Source organism: Methylophaga sp. UBA2012 (genome assembly GCF_002335235.1).
GTDB classification, from domain to species: domain Bacteria; phylum Pseudomonadota; class Gammaproteobacteria; order Nitrosococcales; family Methylophagaceae; genus Methylophaga; species Methylophaga thalassica.
Window position 1 is genome coordinate 51,277 of the sequence record NZ_DDCG01000005.1, and the last position, 21,125, is coordinate 72,401.

The 21,125-nt window shown below is 44.8% G+C and carries 20 protein-coding genes; 15 read left to right on the forward strand and 5 right to left on the reverse strand.

Translation table 11 applies throughout. The features are described from left to right. The 10 genes from murD (at window position 1) to lpxC (ending at window position 11,023) form a co-directional block, all read left to right on the forward strand. Window positions 1-1,344: a UDP-N-acetylmuramoyl-L-alanine--D-glutamate ligase gene (gene murD / locus B2248_RS05035; RefSeq protein WP_273182688.1), complete on the forward strand. Its 1,344-nt coding sequence runs from the start codon at window positions 1-3 to the stop codon at window positions 1,342-1,344. Next, complete coding sequence (gene ftsW, locus B2248_RS05040; RefSeq protein ID WP_273182686.1) at window positions 1,341-2,480, forward strand: putative lipid II flippase FtsW; 1,140 nt, start codon at window positions 1,341-1,343, stop codon at window positions 2,478-2,480. The genes murD and ftsW overlap by 4 nt, the downstream gene beginning before the upstream one ends. Further along, entirely contained in the window at window positions 2,477-3,553 is a 1,077-nt protein-coding gene (gene murG, locus B2248_RS05045; protein WP_273182685.1) for an undecaprenyldiphospho-muramoylpentapeptide beta-N-acetylglucosaminyltransferase, read from the forward strand. The genes ftsW and murG overlap by 4 nt, the downstream gene beginning before the upstream one ends. Next, the gene (gene murC / locus B2248_RS05050) at window positions 3,546-4,970 is read left to right on the forward strand and encodes a UDP-N-acetylmuramate--L-alanine ligase (RefSeq protein ID WP_007146004.1); all 1,425 of its coding nucleotides are present in this window, start codon (window positions 3,546-3,548) and stop codon (window positions 4,968-4,970) included. The genes murG and murC overlap by 8 nt, the downstream gene beginning before the upstream one ends. Continuing rightward, window positions 4,967-5,857 carry a UDP-N-acetylmuramate dehydrogenase gene (gene murB / locus B2248_RS05055; protein WP_273182684.1) on the forward strand — a complete coding sequence of 297 codons (891 nt, stop codon included), beginning with the start codon at window positions 4,967-4,969 and terminating at the stop codon, window positions 5,855-5,857. Before murC ends, murB begins: the two co-directional genes overlap by 4 nt. Next, on the forward strand, window positions 5,854-6,792 hold the full coding sequence (locus B2248_RS05060; protein WP_273182682.1) for a D-alanine--D-alanine ligase: 939 nt from the start codon (window positions 5,854-5,856) through the stop codon (window positions 6,790-6,792). The genes murB and B2248_RS05060 overlap by 4 nt, the downstream gene beginning before the upstream one ends. After that, window positions 6,792-7,577: a cell division protein FtsQ/DivIB gene (locus tag B2248_RS05065; RefSeq protein ID WP_273182680.1), complete on the forward strand. Its 786-nt coding sequence runs from the start codon at window positions 6,792-6,794 to the stop codon at window positions 7,575-7,577. The genes B2248_RS05060 and B2248_RS05065 overlap by 1 nt, the downstream gene beginning before the upstream one ends. After that, window positions 7,577-8,827, forward strand: a complete 1,251-nt coding sequence (gene ftsA / locus B2248_RS05070; protein WP_040576281.1) for a cell division protein FtsA — start codon at window positions 7,577-7,579, stop codon at window positions 8,825-8,827. The genes B2248_RS05065 and ftsA overlap by 1 nt, the downstream gene beginning before the upstream one ends. A gap of 50 nt (window positions 8,828-8,877) precedes the next feature. After that, window positions 8,878-10,032, forward strand: coding sequence for a cell division protein FtsZ (gene ftsZ, locus B2248_RS05075; protein WP_007145999.1), 1,155 nt, complete (start codon window positions 8,878-8,880; stop codon window positions 10,030-10,032). A 73-nt stretch (window positions 10,033-10,105) separates the two neighbouring features. Then, a complete protein-coding gene (lpxC, locus tag B2248_RS05080) occupies window positions 10,106-11,023 on the forward strand; it encodes a UDP-3-O-acyl-N-acetylglucosamine deacetylase (protein WP_273182677.1) in 918 nt (305 codons plus the stop codon). Here the strand turns inward: lpxC and B2248_RS05085 are convergent. Then, window positions 11,020-11,421 (reverse strand): DciA family protein, encoded by a 402-nt coding sequence (locus B2248_RS05085; RefSeq protein WP_158005166.1) that lies wholly within the window; start codon window positions 11,419-11,421, stop codon window positions 11,020-11,022. The genes lpxC and B2248_RS05085 overlap by 4 nt on opposite strands. A gap of 156 nt (window positions 11,422-11,577) precedes the next feature. Between B2248_RS05085 and B2248_RS05090 the strand changes: the two genes are divergently transcribed. The 5 genes from B2248_RS05090 (at window position 11,578) to B2248_RS05110 (ending at window position 18,729) form a co-directional block, all read left to right on the forward strand. Continuing rightward, window positions 11,578-12,414: a M23 family metallopeptidase gene (locus B2248_RS05090; protein ID WP_286722278.1), complete on the forward strand. Its 837-nt coding sequence runs from the start codon at window positions 11,578-11,580 to the stop codon at window positions 12,412-12,414. A gap of 151 nt (window positions 12,415-12,565) precedes the next feature. After that, window positions 12,566-15,286 carry a preprotein translocase subunit SecA gene (secA, locus tag B2248_RS05095; RefSeq protein WP_273182672.1) on the forward strand — a complete coding sequence of 907 codons (2,721 nt, stop codon included), beginning with the start codon at window positions 12,566-12,568 and terminating at the stop codon, window positions 15,284-15,286. Next, entirely contained in the window at window positions 15,286-16,512 is a 1,227-nt protein-coding gene (gene argJ, locus B2248_RS05100; RefSeq protein WP_273182669.1) for a bifunctional glutamate N-acetyltransferase/amino-acid acetyltransferase ArgJ, read from the forward strand. Before secA ends, argJ begins: the two co-directional genes overlap by 1 nt. 13 nt (window positions 16,513-16,525) lie before the next feature. Continuing rightward, window positions 16,526-17,578, forward strand: a complete 1,053-nt coding sequence (locus B2248_RS05105; RefSeq protein WP_273182666.1) for a DUF3549 family protein — start codon at window positions 16,526-16,528, stop codon at window positions 17,576-17,578. Between the two features lie 125 nt (window positions 17,579-17,703). Beyond that, complete coding sequence (locus B2248_RS05110; protein WP_273182663.1) at window positions 17,704-18,729, forward strand: glycosyltransferase family 9 protein; 1,026 nt, start codon at window positions 17,704-17,706, stop codon at window positions 18,727-18,729. Between the two features lie 6 nt (window positions 18,730-18,735). Here the strand turns inward: B2248_RS05110 and B2248_RS05115 are convergent, their stop codons facing one another. From B2248_RS05115 to B2248_RS05130, 4 genes are read right to left on the reverse strand one after another with little or no spacing between them, the layout of a single operon-like run. Next, entirely contained in the window at window positions 18,736-19,365 is a 630-nt protein-coding gene (locus B2248_RS05115) for a MarC family protein (RefSeq protein ID WP_007145991.1), read from the reverse strand. Between the two features lie 2 nt (window positions 19,366-19,367). Then, window positions 19,368-19,922, reverse strand: coding sequence for a pyridoxamine 5'-phosphate oxidase family protein (locus B2248_RS05120; protein WP_273182659.1), 555 nt, complete (start codon window positions 19,920-19,922; stop codon window positions 19,368-19,370). A gap of 6 nt (window positions 19,923-19,928) precedes the next feature. Then, on the reverse strand, window positions 19,929-20,471 hold the full coding sequence (def, locus tag B2248_RS05125) for a peptide deformylase (protein ID WP_273182657.1): 543 nt from the start codon (window positions 20,469-20,471) through the stop codon (window positions 19,929-19,931). Then, window positions 20,468-21,106, reverse strand: coding sequence for a 2OG-Fe(II) oxygenase (locus B2248_RS05130; protein ID WP_007145988.1), 639 nt, complete (start codon window positions 21,104-21,106; stop codon window positions 20,468-20,470). Before B2248_RS05130 ends, def begins: the two co-directional genes overlap by 4 nt. Window positions 21,107-21,125: the final 19 nt, after the last annotated feature.

Genomic DNA, 21,125 nt, shown 5'->3' on the forward strand with positions numbered 1-21,125 from the left:
ATGAATAGTCTTTCACATAAAAACTGCCTGATTATCGGTCTGGGTCAGACAGGACTTTCGTGCGCGCGATTTTTAGCCAACAGAGCTTTGGGTATTGCCATCATGGATACGCGTGAGAATCCACCCTCTGTGCAGGAGGTGAAAAATGAGTATCCACAAGTATTAATTAAAACGGGTGGGTTGGATCAGGACTGGTTATTAAAAGCGGATCTTATTGTTCTGAGTCCAGGGATTGACCCACGTTTACCTGAAATTGAAATAGCACGTCAGGCGGGGATTGAGATTGTCGGTGATATAGAGCTGTTTGCCCGTTATGCTGATGCGCCTGTTGTAGCCATAACGGGTTCCAATGGTAAAAGCACCGTCACCACATTACTTGCTTTGATGGCTCAGGTGTCGGGAAAAATAGTACGTGCCGGTGGTAATTTAGGTACGCCAGCATTAGATCTGCTGGAAGAGTCTGCACCTGATTTTTATATTCTGGAGCTATCAAGTTTCCAATTAGAAACGGTACGTTCCTTAAATGCGTTTGCGGCTGTGGTACTTAATGTCAGTCCTGATCATATGGATCGTTATGATTCGCTGGAAGCATATCAGCGGGCGAAACAAACCATCTTTAATGGTGATGGCGTCATGGTCATTAATCAGGATGACCCCATTGTTAATGACATGCGTCAATCTGGCCGAAATACTATCGGATTCAGTTTGAAACAATCCCATGGGGTGGATTTTGGTCTGATGGAAGCCGATGGACAAACCTGGCTGGCGGAAGGTGAATATCCGTTACTTCCGGTTGAGCAAATGAAAATTGTCGGCTCACATAATATCGCTAATGCGTTGGCGGCCTTAGCGCTTGGCTCAGCCATGGCCTTACCCATGTCGTCCATGTTATCGGCTTTACGTGAATATAAAGGCCTGCCTCACCGTTGCCGATTAGTCAGGCAGCTCAATGGCGTTCGTTGGTTTAATGATTCTAAAGCAACCAATGTAGGTGCCTGCGTGGCAGCCATTAATGGTCTTGCCGGATCAGGCAATATTATTTTGATTGCTGGTGGCGTAGGTAAAGATCAAGACTTTTCAGAGTTAACGTCAGCGTTAAAACAGTCGGTTAAGGCAGTTGTTTTGATGGGTGTTGATGCTGATAAGATTGCAAAAGTGATTCCGCCTGGTGTTGAGCAAATTCAGGCAAGCGACATGGCTGATGCAGTAAAAATCGCACAATCGATGGCCAGAGAAGGTGACAATGTTCTGCTTTCACCGGCTTGTGCCAGCTTTGATATGTTCAGCAGTTATGCCGACCGTGGTAATTCATTTGAACAAGCCGTCAGGGAGATTGCAGCATGAGTGATTCATCACTGCAATTCGATAAAAGCTTACTGTTTACCACAGGCGCTTTGCTGTTTATCGGTCTGGTGATGGTGTGTTCAGCCTCTATCACAGTTGCTGATAGTCGCCTCGAACAACCGCTTTACTTTTTTATTCGTCAGTTTGCATTTGCGATGGTGGGACTGGCTGTGGCCTGGGCGTTTATTTCTGTGCGTTTAGCCGTGTGGCAGCGTATTGCACCACAACTGTTGATGGCCGGGGTAGCGATGCTGATCATGGTATTAATCCCTGGCATTGGTCGTGAAGTGAATGGTAGCTCTCGTTGGTTACCGTTGGGACCTGTGAATTTACAGGTAGCAGAATTGATTAAATTGTTTGCGATTATCTATATCGCTGACTATTTACAGCGTCACCATGGTCAGTTGCATGTGTCATTCTTAAAAGTCTTAGCGCCACTTACACTTTTGGGCGTTGCTGCATTGTTACTTTTATTACAGCCAGATATGGGCTCAATGGTGGTCATTATGTCTACCGTTTTGGCTATGTTGTTTTTGGGTGGTGCACGACTGGATGTATTCGCCACCTTGATTGGTGTGATGGGCATGCTGTTTGCGATGCTGGTGTGGATTGCACCTTATCGTCTTGAACGTTTACAGAGTTTTATGGACCCATGGGCTGATCCCTTCGGCAGCGGTTTTCAGTTAACACAGGCGTTGATCGCATTCGGCCGTGGCGATTGGTTCGGCGTTGGTCTTGGCAGCAGTATGCAGAAATTATTTTATTTACCAGAAGCGCATACCGACTTTCTCTATTCGATCATTGCTGAAGAATTGGGCTTAGTAGGGGCATTAACAGTGATCGTGCTGTTTTTTGTCTTTATCTGGCGAGCTTTAGCGATTGGTCGTGCAGCAGAGCAGGCTGGACAAGTTTTTGGTGCACAGATCGCTTATGGAATCGGTATTTGGTTAGGTTTACAGGCTTGCGTCAATATTGGCGTCAATATGGGAGCTTTACCGACAAAAGGACTAACACTGCCTTTGATGAGTTATGGCGGTAGTAGTTTAGTGATTGTCTGTGCAGCGATTGCATTGTTATTCCGTGTAGATATGGAAACACGAGTACCTGAAAAAGCCTCAGCGAGGATCAGACGATGAAAAGAGTCATGATCATGGCAGGCGGTACAGGTGGGCATGTTTTCCCGGCGCTCGCGGTGGCAGATGAATTGCGTCAAAGAGATGTTGAAGTGTCATGGATTGGCACTGCTCATGGTATTGAGGCGAAATTAGTGCCCGCTGCCGGTTATTTATTATCTGAAATTAAAGTCAAAGGCTTACGTGGAAACGGTGCGTTGGGTTGGTTGATGGCACCATTTAAAGTTGTCAAAGCTGTTCTGGAAGCCCGTTCGCTTATCCGTCAGTTAAAACCGGATGTGGTAATGGGCTTGGGTGGTTTTGCCTCTGGTCCAGGTGGTTTGGCTGCATGGCTGATGGGTAAACCGTTAATTATCCATGAACAAAATGCGATCCCGGGCCTGACAAATCGTTTATTAGCAAAACTGGCAGACAAAGTTCTGACGGGTTTCCCTGATAGTTTTGATAAAAAAATCGATGCTGAATGGGTAGGCAATCCGGTGAGAAAAACGATTGAAGATTTGCCAATGCCTCATCTTCGTCAGACAGAAAAAACAGGCCGCTTAAAACTCTTAGTATTAGGCGGAAGCCTGGGCGCACGCTCATTGAATACTTATGTGCCGGAAGCCTTAGCCAAAATATCGGCTGAACATCGTCCAGAAGTGATTCATCAATGTGGTAGCAAACACAGCGATGATTGCCGTCAGTCATATAAAGATGCGGGTGTCGAGGCGGACGTTAAAGAATTTATTGAAGATATGGCCGAAGCCTATGCCTGGGCTGATTTAGTGATATGTCGTGCTGGCGCACTGACTGTTGCTGAAGTCGCTGCAGCAGGTATTGCATCAATTTTAGTGCCTTATCCGCACGCCGTAGATGATCACCAAACGCACAATGCCGCTGTTCTGGTTGATGCTAATGCGGCCATTTTAATGGCTGATCACAGCTTAGATGCTGATGTGATTGCCAACACCATCCGCCGACTGGATGGCGATAGAGAAGGATTGTTGAACATGGCAAACGCGGCAAGACAAGTCGCAAAAATGGGTACAGCGGCTTATATCGCAGATTTATGTATGGAGGCCGCAAATGGATAGACTGACCTCAGCTATGCAAAGTCGCGTGAAGCATATCCACTTCATCGGTATCGGTGGGGTAGGCATGGGTGGTATTGCCGAAGTCTTGTTAAACCTTGGCTATCAGGTGAGTGGTAGTGATTTAGCTGAAAACAGCCTGATCAAACACCTTCGTAGTCTGGGCGCGACCATTATGATTGGTCATGATGCATCCTATCTTGAAGGCGCTGATGTGGTGGTGGTGACTACCGCCGTCAATTCAGACAATGTTGAGCTGATTGCGGCGAGAGAGCAGTTAATTCCTGTCGTGCCAAGAGCTGAAATGCTGGCTGAGCTGATGCGGTTCAGTTATGGCATCGCGGTGGCCGGCACGCATGGTAAAACGACAACAACCAGTTTGATCGCTGCTTTGTTAAGTGAAGGCGAACTGGATCCCACATTTGTTATTGGCGGACGTTTAAACAGTGCAGGCAGTAATGCCCGATTAGGCACTGGGCGTTATCTGGTGGCTGAGGCAGATGAAAGTGATGCGTCATTCCTTTATCTGCAGCCAATGATTGCTGTTGTTACTAATATTGATGAAGATCATATGGCGACATATGACGGCGACTTTGGCAAGTTAAAAGCCACCTTTATTGAGTTTCTGCATCACTTACCATTCTACGGTTTGGCTGTTTTGTGTCTGGATGATCCCGTCATTCAATCTTTATTAGCCGATGTCACCAGACCGTTCATTACCTACGGCCAGAATGAAGAGGCTGATTATCAGTTAGTTGAACTCACTCAGCATCAGGGCCAAAGCTTTTTCACCGTTGTTGAGAAACGCTCAGGACAGAGTTTCCCTGTCACGCTGAATATGCCTGGTTTACATAATGCGCTGAACGCAACGGCAGCTATGGCTGTGGCGCGTAACCTCGATGTCAGCGTCAACGATTGCCAAAGAGCCTTATTGAAATTTGATGGTGTTGGCCGTCGCTTCAATTTATTAGGTCAGGTCAAAGCCGGACAAGGTCAGGCCATGCTTATTGATGATTATGGGCATCATCCAACGGAGATTGCCGCTACGTTGGCAGCTACTCGTGGTGGTTGGCCAAATAATCGTTTGGTGTTGGTATTCCAACCCCACCGTTACACACGTACACGCGATCTGTTTGAAGATTTTGCCCACGTATTATCCAGTGTGGATGTCCTGGTGGTATTAGAAGTGTATCCCGCTGGTGAAGCAAAAATTGCTGGTGCGGACTCTCGTAGTTTATGCCGTGCGATTCGTTTACGTGGTCAGGTTGAGCCGGTCTTTGCAGAAGATAAAGAGGCTTTATACAGCTTATTACCAGGCTTATTGGAAGACGGTGATGTGTTGTTGACCTTAGGTGCCGGTGATATTGGTCGTATGGCGCAGGCCTTGCCCGAGATATTAAATGATGGGGGTGCTGAATGATGGCGCTGCCACAAACACTGAAAGGTGAATTGAAAATAAACGAACCCTTGTCTCGTTATAACTCATGGCGAGTAGGTGGGCCGGCAAAACAACTATATCGCCCTACAGATAGACATGATCTTGTCCTGTTTTTACAACAACTGCCGGAAAACGAGCCTGTTTTATGGGTGGGGCTAGGCAGTAACTTACTGATTCGTGACGGTGGTTTTGCCGGTACCGTTATTGTGACCGCAGGGACGTTACAAACAATTGATATCCGTGATAATGAAATTACGGCTGAAGTGGGACTCTATTGCAGCAAGCTGGCTAAACAAGCGGCTAAGGCGGGCTTGAAAGGCGCGGCTTTCTGGGCAGGCATTCCTGGTACGCTGGGTGGTGCTTTAGCAATGAATGCAGGTGCTCATGGTACGGAAACATGGGACTCGGTAGTCGAAGTGACCACCATAGATAAACAGGGTGAGCTGCATCAGTACCCGGCAGAAGCGTTTGATGTGCGTTATCGTCATGTTAGTTTGCCTGAGAACCAATGGTTTGTGGCGGCAAAAATGCAGTTCGAACATGGTGACAGTGATGCTGAACTTGAACTGATTCGTGAGTTATTGAAAAAACGAAATACCAGCCAACCAACAAATCAGCCTTGTGCTGGTTCGGTATTCCGTAACCCGCCAGGTGATTTTTCTGGACGTTTAATTGAAGCTAGCGGTCTGAAAGGGCTGACAGTTGGTGGCGCCAGTGTTTCAGATAAACATGCCAACTTTATCGTCAACAACGGTGAGGCGACTGCGGCAGACATTGAAACACTGATTGCTGATGTGCAACAACGAGTGGAACTCGAGCACGGCGTCAAGTTAATTCCAGAAGTACATATTATCGGAGAGCAACTATGACAAAACGCATAAGTTCTGCTGCTGATTTTGGTCGAGTTGCTGTGCTGATGGGCGGACGTTCAGCTGAACGTGAGATTTCACTGATAAGCGGTAATGCCGTATTAGCCGGCTTACAGCGTAAGGGTATTGATGCTTATGGTATTGATGTCAGTTTTGATATTTGTCAGAAGATAGCCAGCGGCGAGTTTGATCGGGCCTTTATCGTATTGCATGGAAGAGGCGGTGAAGATGGCGAGATTCAAGGCTTTTTGCAGGCGGTTAATTTGCCGTATACAGGCAGTGCAATTACTGCTTCCGTTTTATCGATGAATAAACGACTGAGCAAATTGGCGTGGATTCAGCAGGGCTTACCCACAGCGATTTTTATGCCTGTGACGGAGCAGACGGATACGCAAGCATTAGTGGATGAATTAGGTCTGCCGCTTATTATCAAACCTGTGAATGAAGGCTCCAGCATTGGCATGTCAAAGGTCAATGATATTGCTGAATTGCAACAGGCAATTGATTTGGCATTGAAGTATGACGCTGACGTTATTGCTGAGCAATGGATTCATGGTGAGGAATATACCGTGGCGATTTTAGATGGTGAAGCACTGCCAGCGATTCGCTTAAAAACGCCACATGAATTTTATGATTTTGATGCGAAATATCATGCTAACGACACCGAATACTTATGCCCATGTGGTCTGGATGCTGATGTTGAGCAAGGTATGCAGGATATTGCCGTAAAAGCGTTTAATGCCCTAGGTATGAAAGGCTGGGGACGTATTGATTTTATGCGTGACGGCCAGGGTAATTTATTTCTGTTGGAAGCAAATAGTGTCCCTGGGATGACCGATCACAGTTTAGTACCCATGGCAGCAAAGCAGGCAAGCCTGTCTTTTGAAGACCTTGTCTGGCGTATTTTAGAAACCAGTTTTAAGGATGAGAACTGATGGCTAAACCACGCAGAGGAGCTGTGATGCAACAAGCGCCTAAGGTGAAACAGCCTAGACCGCCTGTGCCATGGAAAAGTGTGTTTAAACACTCTGCGGCTTTGTTGTTAGTCGTTTTATTAGTGGCTGGTGGCGTATATCTGCGAGAAGCCGACACCTTGCCAGTAAAACATGTCACGGTAGATGGCAGCTTGCTTCATACCGATCGGAATGAATTGGTTAAAGCGGTTATGCCTTATGTCAGGGGCAGCTTTTTAAATGTGGACGTGGCCAGCATTCAAAAAGCCGGTGAAACCTTGCCTTGGGTAGAACAGATACAAGTAAGACGGGTTTGGCCAGATACGCTACACCTCATTGTGGCTGAGCATGAAGCGGTTGCCCGCTGGAATGATGATGGTCTGGTGAATCGCCACGGGAAGGTGTTTAAACCGAGTAAAGACACCATGCCTGATGGATTGATTCAGTTAAACGGGCCAGATGGTATGAGCGAGATGATGTCTCGTCGTCTGGTCGATGTTCAGCAAAAAGTCAATGTACTGGGCTTGCGAGTCATCAGTATGAGCATGGATAAACGTCGCGCCTGGCAAGTGGATTTTAAAGACGGCCTGCACCTGAAATTAGGCCGAACTGATGATGAACAGCGATTAGACCGATTTGTTACGGTGTACCTCGGTGGCTTAGGTACCTTTAAAGAACTGATTAAAGAAATTGATATGCGTTACACCAATGGGCTGGCAGTGGTATGGAAATCCGGCCAGCAACCTGATTTTAATGGAACAGTATGATGTCGAAACGAACTGAAAGAGAACTTATCGTTGGATTGGATATCGGAACATCAAAGGTAGTGGCTATCGTCGCTGCTCCCGTTCCTGATGCCGGTCCAAATGATAATGCGCTCGAAATTATTGGCATTGGCTCTCACCCAGCCAGAGGTATGAAAAAAGGGGTCGTCGTCAATATCGAATCGACCGTACAATCGATTCAGCGTGCCATCGAAGAAGCTGAACTGATGGCAGGTTGTCAGATCTATTCTGTTTATGCCGGGATTGCCGGTAGCCACATACGCAGTTTAAATTCACATGGCACCGTGGCGATTCGCGATAAAGAAGTGACACAAGGTGATCTCGACCGTGTCATGGATGCGGCACGTGCTGTTCATTTCCCTGGTGACCAGCAGTTACTGCATGTTTTGCCGCAGGAATACATTATTGATAATCAGGAAGGCATTCGCGAACCCATTGGTATGTCAGGCGTACGTCTGGAAGCCAAAGTCCATTTGATCACAGGTGCAGTGAGTGCGGCACAGAACATTACTAAATGTATTGAACGTTGTGGTTTGACTGTCGATGGCATTGTGCTTGAGCAAATGGCATCCAGTTATTCCGTCTTAGACCAGGATGAAAAAGAATTAGGCGTCTGTTTGGTTGATATTGGTGGAGGCACAACGGATATTGCTGTGTTTGTTGATGGTGCTATTCGACACACTGCTGTGATTCCTATTGCAGGTGATCAGGTCACCAATGACATCGCTGTGGCATTACGTACACCAACGCAATATGCCGAAGAAATCAAGATTAAGTATGCCTGCGCTTTGACTCAACTGGCTCGTGAAGACGAAACCATTGAAGTGCCAAGTGTCGGTGACAGGCCACCACGCCAGCTTGCCAGACAAACACTAGCTGAAGTGGTTGAGCCACGTTATGAAGAATTATTGATGTTAGTTCAGGCTGAACTACGTCGGAGTGGGTTTGAAGAATTATTGGCTGCCGGCATTGTGCTGACAGGCGGTAGTTCGAAAATGGAAGGCGCTATTGAGCTTGCTGAAGAGGTCTTCCACCTTCCTGTGCGTTTGGGAGTACCACAACATGTCGGGGGACTTGTGGATGTGGTGCGTAACCCAATTCATGCAACAGGTGTTGGGTTGCTGTTATTCGGCAATCAGGAGCATGCCCCAGGGCATGGTGAAATTAAAGTAAGTGACGGCTTAAAAGGCATGCTGGCAAGAATGAAAAGCTGGTTCCAGGGGAATTTTTAAGCTAAGTAATTAAGCATGTTTGTTTTACACATTTTTTTGGGGGAGAAGTTATGACTTTTGAATTAATTGATACATACAGTGAGAATGCCATCATTAAAGTGATTGGTGTTGGTGGTGGTGGCGGTAATGCGCTTGAGCATATGGTCATCAACCAAATTGAAGGGGTGGATTTCATCAGTGCTAATACGGATGCACAGGCATTACGTAAAAGTTCTGCCACTACCCAGTTACAACTTGGTGGTGATATCACCAAAGGCCTGGGTGCAGGTGCTAATCCTGATGTAGGCCGTCAGGCAGCATTGGAAGACAGAGAACGCATCATGGAAGTGATTGATGGTGCTGATATGGTGTTCATCACTGCAGGCATGGGTGGTGGTACAGGAACAGGTGCTGCACCAGTGGTGGCACAAGTAGCCAAAGAAATGGGGATTTTAACTGTGGCAGTTGTCACAAAACCTTTCCCATTTGAAGGTGCTAAGCGTATGAAAATTGCGCAGGCGGGTATTGAAGAGTTAGGGCAACATGTTGATTCACTTATCACTATTCCTAACGAAAAATTATTAAAAGTATTAGGGAAGGACATGACCTTGCTGAATGCGTTTAAATCAGCAAATGACGTCTTATTAGGTGCAGTACAAGGTATTGCAGAGTTAATTACTCGCGAAGGTATGATTAACGTCGACTTTGCTGACGTGAGAACTGTGATGTCAGAAATGGGTATGGCGATGATGGGAACAGGTCATGCTAAAGGTGAACATCGCGCGCGTGAAGCAGCGAAACTCGCAGTTTCAAGCCCATTATTGGAAGATGTGGATTTAGCGGGTGCTCGTGGTGTCTTAGTTAACATTACTGCTGGTCTGGATATGAGTATTGGTGAATTCGAAGAAGTGGGTAACACCATTAAAGAATTTGCTTCAGATGACGCCACAGTAGTAGTAGGAACGGTCATTGATCCGGATATGACGGATGAATTGAGAGTCACCGTTGTCGCGACTGGTTTAGGAGCTCCTAGAGCCGTCGTTGCAAAAGCGCCTGAAGAAGCTGCGCCACAAATTGAAATTGTGAAAAAGCCTGTTGAAATTGATTATGATGAACCAACAGTGATTCGCAATGGTAAAGATAGCCAGCAGAAACAAGTGGCCAATGGTGATGTCAATATGGATTATTTGGATATTCCGGCTTTCCTGCGTCGCCAGGCTGATTAATTTAGTGTAGCTGCTAATATTGTGCTTATGATATTATGCTTTGATCTGTAACTGTTTAAGGGGGTAATACACCGTGATAAAGCAACGAACATTGAAGAATGTGATTCGTGCGACCGGTGTCGGTTTGCATAGTGGTGAGATGGTTTATCTGACCCTGCGTCCTGCTGCCCCTAATACAGGCATCATTTTTCGTAGAGTTGATCTCGACCCTGTAGTTGAGATTCAGGCGAAAGCTGAGAATGTCGGTGAAACAGCCTTATCAACCACGCTGATTGAACATGGTCAGCGCGTTTCGACAGTAGAGCATTTATTATCTGCGTTTGCCGGATTAGGTATCGATAATGCTTATATTGATCTGAATGCGGCTGAAGTACCTATTATGGACGGCAGTGCTGGTCCATTTGTTTTCTTGGTACAGTCAGCAGGTATCGAAGAGCAGAATGTTGCTAAACAGTTTATTCGAATCAAAAAACCAGTGATGATGGAAGATGGTGATAAATGGGCGAAGTTTGAGCCATTTGATGGCTTCAAAGTGTCTTTCACTATTGATTTTGAGCATCCAGCTTTTACCGGACGTCCCCAACAAGTCGATGTTGATTTCTCCTCCACATCGTTTGTCCGTGAAGTAAGCCGTGCTCGTACCTTTGGTTTTATGAAAGATATCGAAAAGTTACGCGAAAATAATCTGGCGTTAGGTGGCAGTATGGACAATGCCATTGTGGTTGATGATTACCGTGTCTTAAATGAAGATGGTTTACGCTACGAAGACGAATTTGTTCGTCATAAAGTCTTGGATGCCATCGGTGATTTATATTTACTTGGACATAGTCTGATTGGTGCCTTTAAAGGTCATAAATCAGGCCATGAAGTGAATAATAAATTGTTACGGAAATTATTAGCTCAAGAAGATGCTTGGGAATTAGTAAGCTTTGAAGACGATAAAGATGCCCCCATTCTTTTCAGTCGACCTGCAGCTTCTATCTCAGGTTAATCCTTTTTCTGGGCTTGACGTTTAGCTAATTTATTCAAGGCGGCCTTTAACGGGCCGTCTTGCATTTCAGCGGCTGTACTTTCGAGAAGGTCTGCTGTTTTTGCAGAAACACGAAGTGTATTCGGAAGTGTTTTCTGTTTCAGTGGTTCAGACTGTGGTCGAACTTTTACTTCAAGTTTTTTGATTGGTTTAGGTAAATGCGCTGATAAAGTACTGCAAATAAAGGCAGCTTGAAAGCGCAATAGACTGGCATAATTGGCTTTGTCGGTGAGGATGACAATTTTGTCTTCCGTGATGTTTGCCAATGTGCAATGATTACTAAATTTTAAAGGCAGGCTTTTTTGCAAAATGGTGTTAAGCTTGTTCAGTTTTTGGGCGCGAATTGATAACCATTTCATCTGGTTATCGTTTTGATAGAGTTGGTTTATGCGCTCAGGTTTTTTTGACATATTTTAAGTGACTGAAAAAGGATAACAATGCAGGTTATCATTATATCCTCAAACAGCAAGACCCATAAGCATTGGCATTTGACGCGATCGACTTTGTTGATACTCATGCTGATGCTAACGTGTTTGATCAGTGTGAGCAGTTATAGCCTCGCTAAATGGCTTTATACCGATCGCGTTATTGAAAATCCTCTTCCTGTACCTCCTCTCACTTCAACTCCAAAGCCAACCGATACGAATCAGACGACTCTGGCTAGCAACAATCAAGAAGAAAATCTGCAAGAATTTTATGCAAAGCAATTAGGTGGCTTGCAGGCGGAAACGATTCGTTTGAAGATGTTCAGCGAACGCTTAGCGCAAATAGCTGGATTCGATACAGAAGACTTTTCTTTAGATGAACATCCGGGGCAGGGCGGCATTGAGCATGATGGTTCACCACTGGGTAGTGAAGCATTAGATCGTGGGATACAACAGCTTTCCAGTCAATTACGTGGTCAGAGCGACACACTAAACGCGCTTGAGGAATACCTGATAACAAAGGAAAACATTGCAGCGGGTATCCCTGAAGGTAAACCCGTCAAGAATGGCTGGGTGTCATCATTCTATGGTAATCGTATTGATCCCTTTAATGGTAAAAAAACCTTTCATGAAGGAATTGATATCGCAGCAAAAGAAAATAGTCCGGTTATGGCTGTTGCTGATGGTATTGTGAGTTGGGTAGGTGATCGTGGAGGTTACGGCGGTTTAGTCGAAATCGATCATGGCAATGGTTATGTCACACGATACGCGCACAATAAAACCATAAAAGTCAGCAAGGGTGAGCGTGTAACCAAAGGTGAGATAGTAGCACTGATGGGCTCTACAGGCCGATCAACCGGGCCACATGTTCACTATGAAGTATTGCGAGACGGTCAACATATCAATCCTTATAGTTTTATCAAGTAAATTCTTTTTAGCTCTTGTTTTATCCGTGGGAAGTCTCCACATGAAACAGTGTGATCTACAAACGCTGACTTTGTCCGCGTTATAATCACAAATTTATTACTTTTTATCGGTGTTCGTTCACGCCGAAGTCAACACATTGTAAGGCGAAAAAATGGTTAGCAAGTTTTTCAGTAAAATTTTTGGTAGTCGTAACGAGCGCGTATTAAAAAAAATGCGTAAGTACATAGATGAGATTGCCAAGTTTGAGACCGAAATAGAGCAACTTGATGACCCGGCATTACAGGCTAAAACGCAAGAATTCAAACAACGCCTTGCCGATGGACAGACTACGGATGATTTATTGACCGAAGCGTTTGCCGTGGTACGTGAAGCCAGTAAACGTGTGCTTGGCATGCGTCATTTCGATGTGCAGTTGATCGGCGGTATGGTGCTGAATGATGGCAAAGTCGCTGAGATGAAAACCGGTGAAGGTAAAACCCTGGTGGCGACACTCGCCGTCTATTTGAATGCACTTGAAGGTAAAGGTGTTCATGTCATCACGGTTAATGATTATCTGGCAAAACGTGATGCTACCCAAATGGGCAAACTGTATGGCTTTCTCGGACTGACAACTGGCGTAATTGTTGGCGGCCTGTCTAATGATGACCGACGCGAAGCCTATGCCTGTGATATTACATACGGCACCAATAATGAATTTGGCTTTGATTATCTTCGAGACAATATGGCGTTCCGTCTTGAAGAGAAGGTTCAACGAGAATTACATTTTGCTGTTATCGATGAAGTTGACTCGATCCTAATCGATGAAGCAAGAACACCGCTCATTATCTCAGGTCCCGCGGAAGACAGCTCTGAGTTATATCAGAAAATTAATACACTCATTCCAAGCCTGAGCAAACAAGAAGGTGAGGGTGATGATGTCACTGTGCCTGGTGATTTCACCCTGGATGAGAAAAATAAGCAGGTTCATTTTACTGAATCGGGTCATGAAAAAATTGAATCCATGCTAACCGATATCGGTTTGTTATCTGCTGATGCCAGTTTGTATGACGCGGCAAATATCGGCCTGATGCATCACGTAACAGCCGCACTGCGTGCACATGTGCTGTTCCAACGAGATGTCGATTATATTGTGCAAGATAATCAAATTGTGATTGTTGACGAGTTCACTGGTAGAAGTATGCCGGGCCGTCGGTGGTCTGAAGGTCTGCATCAAGCTGTTGAAGCTAAGGAAAATGTGAAGATTCAAAATGAGAATCAAACATTAGCGTCAATTACATTCCAGAATTACTTCCGTTTGTATAACAAATTGTCAGGTATGACCGGTACGGCTGATACCGAAGCTTATGAGCTTCAGTCCATTTATGGTTTGGAAGTAGTGGTTATTCCGACACATAAAGAAATGCTGCGTAAGGATGAAGCGGACCGTATTTACTTAACGGCGAAAGAAAAGTACGACGCTATTCTGGAAGATGTGAAAGACTGCGTGAAACGTGGCCAACCTGTGTTAGTGGGTACCGCTTCGATTGAAAGTTCAGAATACCTTCATAGTTTACTTAAAAAAGCCAAAATTCCACATGAAGTGCTCAATGCGAAGTTCCACGAAAAAGAAGCGCATATCATTGCCAATGCGGGTATGCCTTCAGCGGTGACTATTGCAACAAATATGGCCGGTCGTGGTACTGATATCGTACTGGGTGGCAGCCTGGAAGCAGAATTAGAGGCGTTACCAGAAGACACCAGTGAAGAACAAAAACAAAAAATCCGCCAGGAGTGGATGAACCGTCATGAAGCTGTGTTGGCTGCAGGTGGCTTGCATATCATCGGTACGGAGCGTCATGAGTCTCGTCGTATTGATAATCAGTTGCGTGGTCGTTCTGGCCGTCAGGGTGATCCTGGTTCAACGCGTTTTTACTTATCGCTTGAAGATAATTTAATGCGTATTTTTGCGTCAGAGCGTATGGCTGGTTTGATGCAGAAATTAGGCATGGAAGAGGGTGAAGCTATTGAGCATCCTTGGGTATCCCGTGCCATTGAAAATGCGCAGCGTAAAGTTGAAGGTCATAACTTTGATATTCGTAAACAGTTACTTGAGTTTGATGATGTCGCCAATGACCAGCGTAAAGTCGTTTATGAGCAACGTAATGAATTGATGGCGGCTGATGATGTGTCAGAAACCATCACATCAATGCGCAGTAGTGTAATTAATGATGTTATCAGTTTGTATATTCCGCCTAACAGCATTGATGAACAGTGGGATACCGCTGGTCTTGAGGATGCGTTACGCGAAGAGTTTGCTTTAGATGCGCCGGTTAGAACGTGGTTAGATCAAGATGATTCTCTGCATGAAGAATCATTACGTGAACGTATCGTAGAAGAAGCTGAAAAAGCCTATAAACAGAAAGAACAGGCGGTTGGTGAAGAATTGATGCGTCATTTTGAAAAAGCCATCATGTTGCAAACACTAGATTCGCAATGGAAAGATCATCTGGCGCAGATGGATTATTTACGTACCGGTATCAACTTACGTGGTTACGCACAAAAAGATCCTAAGCAAGAATATAAACGTGAATCGTTCAGTCTGTTTAAAACCATGCTGGATAATATTAAACATGAAGTAATCAAGTTGATTTCTCGTGTTCAGGTTCGCGCTGAAGAAGATGTGGAAGCTGTTGAAGAACAACGCCGACAAACGGCTGAAATGGAATATCAACATGAGCAGGCTCAGCAATTAGCCAGCAGTGAAGACAATCAACAAGAAGATTTAGCAGCTCATCAGCCTTACACACGTGAAGGTAATAAAGTGGGACGTAATGATCCTTGTCCTTGTGGCAGTGGTAAGAAGTTTAAACAGTGTCACGGAGCGATTAGTTAATGGCAGTGAATTTGTCAGCACCTACTGCAGAAGCATTATTAGCTGTTAAAGGTATCCGGCTTGCCACAGCAAGTGCAGGAATAAAAAAGCCTGGTAGACAGGATGTTGTTTTGATTGAGCTGGCAGAAGGTACACAAACAGCAGCTGTCTATACAAAAAATGCGTTTTGTGCAGCACCTGTTATTGTGGCTAAACAACATCAAAGCAATGAAGCATCGCGCTATTTACTCATCAATTCTGGTAATGCTAATGCCGGTACCGGTGATGCAGGCCTTTTAGCCGCAAAATCCTGTTGTCAGGCTGTCGCCGATGTGGCTCATGTCAATGAGGCCAGCGTTTTACCTTTCTCTACAGGTGTCATTGGTCAGCCACTACCAGTTGATAAAATCAGTGCAGTATTACCGGAAGCCTATAGTCGTTTATCTGAAGATAATTGGCTGGCTGCCGCCCATGGCATTATGACCACTGATACCATTGCTAAAGCAAAATCTGTTCAGTTACAGCTTGATGGCAAAACCATCACGATTACAGGCATATCAAAAGGATCCGGCATGATCCGGCCTGATATGGCCACCATGCTGGCCTATATTGCGACTGATGCCAATATCGACTCTGCGGTATTAAAGACAATGCTTAATACTGCCATGGGGCAGTCATTCAATCGCATTACGGTAGATGGTGATACATCAACTAATGATGCTTGTGTATTAATGGCAACCTGCCAGGCAGGTAATGAAGAAGTTAAACAAATCAGCACCGCTGAAGGTGAAACTTTGCAGGAAGCGATTACTGATGTGTGTCGTTATCTGGCTCAAGCGATTGTGCGTGACGGTGAAGGTGCCACCAAGTTTATTACCATCAATGTTGAACAAGGCCAAAGTCAGGAAGAGTGTCGTCAAGTGGCTTATACCATTGCCCATTCGCCATTAGTAAAAACCGCATTGTTTGCGTCTGATCCAAACTGGGGACGAATCCTGGCGGCCGTTGGTCGAAGTGGTCTAATAGATTTTGATTTATCAGGCGTGTCTATTTTTATTGGTGATGTCTGTATTGTTGAATCTGGTCAACCTGAGAATAGTTACACTGAAGAAAAAGGCCAGGCTGTGATGGCTGAGTCAGAAATTACTATCACGGTGAAATTGAACCGAGGTGATGCCTATGATCAAGTCTGGACCTGTGACTTTTCTTACGACTACGTAAAAATTAACGCTGAGTATCGCACCTGAATTAGAGCAAACAATGAGCGAAAATACTATTACCACCCTGAGTGAGTTTCTGGAGCAGAGTGGCGCCCATTATCGCGTCTTTGATATGGGCCGTAGAGTCACCAAACTGAGTGCTAAGAAATTTACTCGTTTTGAAGCGGCTGAAGTACCTTATCCGTATCCATTCCAACGTACCGCTCTATTTGGCATTATCTTTTGGCATCCACAATTCACAGACAGACACTATGTCTGGTTTCTCAAGTTTCCTCTCGATGAACAGGGGCTATTAATTCAGGCCGCTCGCGACGAGTTTCTGGTAATGGTACTGGATAGGGTAGGTGAGTATTTACTCGCTGCTGCTGATGGCAAGCATATTGAAGGCGCGTTAAAAGATAGTCCTTATAGCTTCAATCCACGCGAAGATCGGATGGCGGCTTTTAATGCACAGGCAACCAAAAGTCTCAGCTTAAGACCTTCATCATTTTACGAGGCAGCATACGACTACTTTACTGGTCAGAAACCGTTTGATAGTTGGCAAGTTCTTGGCATGCAGGGCGTTGCCGATATTGCGGTGAGAACTGATGATAAAACGCTGACAAAAGCGTTAATTCAAACCTTACCCCAGCTTCCACCTCAACCCTTTCATATGCTGACTTCATTTATGGAAAATGCTGAACCAGCGAATAATATGGTTGAGGCTTTGCAGTGGCGGCTTAAAAATGAGTTAGAGCAAAATCAGCCTGATATAACTGAGGTTTGTGCTTGTCTGAGGGCTGTCTCTAATACCTCTGCTCAGGGCATGGTTGAGAGTATGGTCAAGCAGACGCTTATGTCTGATATCAGTCGTCATATTGAAGTGTTAGCCGTGATTGCCGGTCGTTGCTGGAAAGTACTTGAGTCTTCGGAACTGTGTCAGCTATTTGTTGAAAAACTCGCTGTTAATGGAGCTGGTTATGAAGGCTTTAGCCATATACTGGCAGATTTAATGTTTATCCCTGGTATGCGTGAATTAGTGATGACAGCATTACGCAACCCAAACCGTTCAGCCGAGTTGACCCAGCAAGTGGGTACAATGTTTGGCTCTTGAGTTCTAGCATAAGATTTCTTCTGACTTACTGACGTTTCACTACTATGTACTATCAAGTACAACTTATTACACCCTATGCTCAAAGGATTGTTAGTATTAGGTTTCTTAAATGACAGAATACTAGTATGAAAATCTTATTATTAAGGATGATGGGCTTAGGTGATGTGGCTTCCATATTATTACCTGCAGCCAAGATAATGCGACAACGCTACCCTGATGCCGAGCTGGACGTGATGACATTTAATGTTGGCGCTGAACTGATGGGCTTGATGCCCGAAATTGATAAAGTGCATATGGTGACGTCAGAACAGTGGCCGTCTGAAATGCAGGAAGCCTTACCTCGCTTTATTGATTTGGCCGAATATCTTGCTTACGAAGAATACGATCAGATTATTAATCTTGATACTTGGTTTATGCCTTGTGTGCTGGCTAGATGTCTTAAAGATATGGGGCTGCCCATCGCGGGTAACTATCTGCAAATGTCGATGCAAGAGCTATTTTCATCATTGTTAACCTTTGAAATTCAACAATCATATGTTCAACAGCCATGGCAATACATAGAAAGTACCTTTCCTAATATGGCCCAGTGGTTTGAGCGTTGGTGGGATAAGCCTGAATATGCTGAAATGGCCTATCCACAGTTTTACTTAAATCAGTGTTGTCAGTTCCCTGAAACTATCGATATTTCTTTGGATAACTTTGATAAAACCGTGACTTTTCCATGCGGTGAGCGGCAAAGAGTTATTGCTTTATCGACTTCTGGACGTATTGCCAGTAAACAATATCCCTATAAGGACGAATTGAAGCGTTTACTGGAAGATGAAGGTTATTATGTGTGGAGCGAGTTTAATGGTGAAGTGAGCATGGATGTCACGCTCGGGCGTTTGGCGAAAACGGACTTATTAATTACCGTAGCAACAGCGACACAGTGGTTAGCCAGGCTGGTTGATTGTCCATCTTATATGATCACTGGCCCTTTGCCTCCATCCATTCTCGGAGCAGAAGTCTCAGCAGAGAAACATATTGATTGTCAGTATTGCGCACAAAGTAAGTGTCATTTGGATACGCCATTTGCCTGTATGGATATCAAACCAGATCTTATTGTGCAGCAGGTGAAAAACTTCTTTAATGACAAAGATAAAGTGCAATAAATTTTTTTACCCTGCCAAGGCAGGGAACAGGCCCTTTAAACCATTCGCAATAAACTCGACCGCAATAGCAGCCAGAATAAGCCCCATAATACGTGTAGCGATATTGATACCATTTGTAGACATACGGCGGGCTATCCATGGCACCAGCAATAATAAAATCCATAACAACAAGCCCAGCAGGATGATATCCAGGGCGATAATACTGTAATGGGCAACGCCATGACCTTTATAAGCATTAATGATGACGGTACTGATTGCACCCGGACCCGCAAGAAGAGGCATGGCAAGAGGAACAACAGCAATGGACTCACCTGACTGCTGGGCCAGTTCATGATTTTGTTTCAGGCCTTTACTGGTGTTATGAAGCATGCCAATACCCATCAGTAACAGCATGATGCCACCACCAACACGAAACGAGTTAATACTGATGCCAAAAAACTCTAAAATCCACTGCCCTAAAAAGGCTGTGACTAAAAGAATGGTTGTGGCAGCGATAATCACAGTCCGTGCTATTTTTGCACGCTCAGCACTGCTGTAATCAGCCGTCAGACTGATGTAAATGGGAATAATCCCTAGTGGATTAACAATGGCGATTAAGGACACCAGAAATTTTGTATATTCAGTATAGTCGAGCATGATTAGCTTAGATTCTTATCTTCAATATGTGTGGTAATACCATCAATTGTTTTGCTATTTTTTTCTCGCCAATAGTCTTCAATCCCTGTAGTCCCTTTTTTTTCAGCCCAATTATTGAGCTGCTCACGTTCACCGTTATAGTCGAAAAAAGGAACTGCCATGCCACAAGAGGTTTGGACTAAATCAATGTTCAGATCAAATATTTGTCGGGCACCTGGTAGTGGGTCAAACAAATGGAATAATTCATGCCATTCGGCATCATTTTGATGAATCACGCTGGCAATACCATACAGACGCAAAATCATGGGTTTATCGCTAAAGGCACAGAACACAATGGTCATTCGGGGATGTTGCTGAATATGGCCTGCTGTTTCATTACCGCTGCCGGTTACATTGAGCCAAATGACTCTGTTCGGGGTCAGAACGCGAAGTGAGTCCATACCTTTTGGTGAAATATTCACACGACTATGTTCCGTCGCTGTGCCAACAAAAAAGAGATGTTGTTGCTGAATAAATTCGATTAAGCGATCAGATAACGCCTCAAATTTCTGTCCCATATTCGTTTATAAGCCTTTTCTGTTTTCGACGATTTGCTTTTGCCATTCGTGTTCCATCATCACCTCATAAGTCGATTCCACCCGATCAAGAAAAACATGACCTTGCAGATGATCAAACTCATGCTGAAAAACGCGGGCAAGGAAACCATCATATCGAGTTTCAACCCATTCAGCCTGGCGGGTTTGATAACGAACATGAATCTGAGTATGACGAGGCACTAATCCACGGATACCGGGTAGGCTAAGGCAACCTTCCCAGTCTTTTTCTTGTGTATTTGAGGTGGAAATGATTTCTGGGTTAATGACCAAAAAAGCAGGCACATCCGGCGCATGAGGATAACGGGCATTCGGATGGGATGACATGATAAAAAAACGCTGCGAAATCCCTACTTGTGGTGCGGCGATACCCATGCCGCCTTTTTCCATCACAAAATCCATCAGCTTATCCAGTTGTGACTGGAAGGCGGGATTCATAATGTCTTCAACTTTTTCAGTAGGTTGACGTAGTATCGGATGGCCTAACTGAAAAATGTCGAAAAGTTTTGTCATATTAAAGGTGCTTGTAACGGATCATGTAATCGGAACCAACCTGCAATACTGTAACGATCTCGGTAGCTTTTGACTACTTCATGCGGAAATTGCTCACTGAGAAAAATCACAAAACAGCCAAAGTTTGGGTTCACGCTTTCAATGACGGTATCTGAATCAGCTGCATAAATGAATAACTGACCACCATCAGCTTCTTGCCATTCAGGATTGAGATAGAGCACGGTGGTTAATACCCGGTTAGATTCACCTTTGAATGCATCGACATGTTTTTTATAAAAAGCCCCCGGTGCGTAATGCGCATAATGGGCTTCGTAATCAAACAAGCCCATAAACAAGCGACGGTTCATAGCCAGACGAAACTCAGCCATCTGATCGAGATAAGCTTTATCAATACTGTTGTCCAACGTTAGCCAGCGGGTTTCATCACGACGAACAGTGTTATTCAACTGAAAGTCCTGTTCACGGCCAATACCTGCACGTTTGAAGTCATCTTCATCCAGGTTCATCACACGTTGTTGTAATGCATTATTCAAATTAGCATGGAGAAGCTGTGGCAGGACGCAATAGCCTTTATCAGCTATGGCATCAGCAATGTAATCATAGGTGGCTTCTGTGGGGTGAATTAACGGCTTCAAGCATGCAATCTCCAAACGG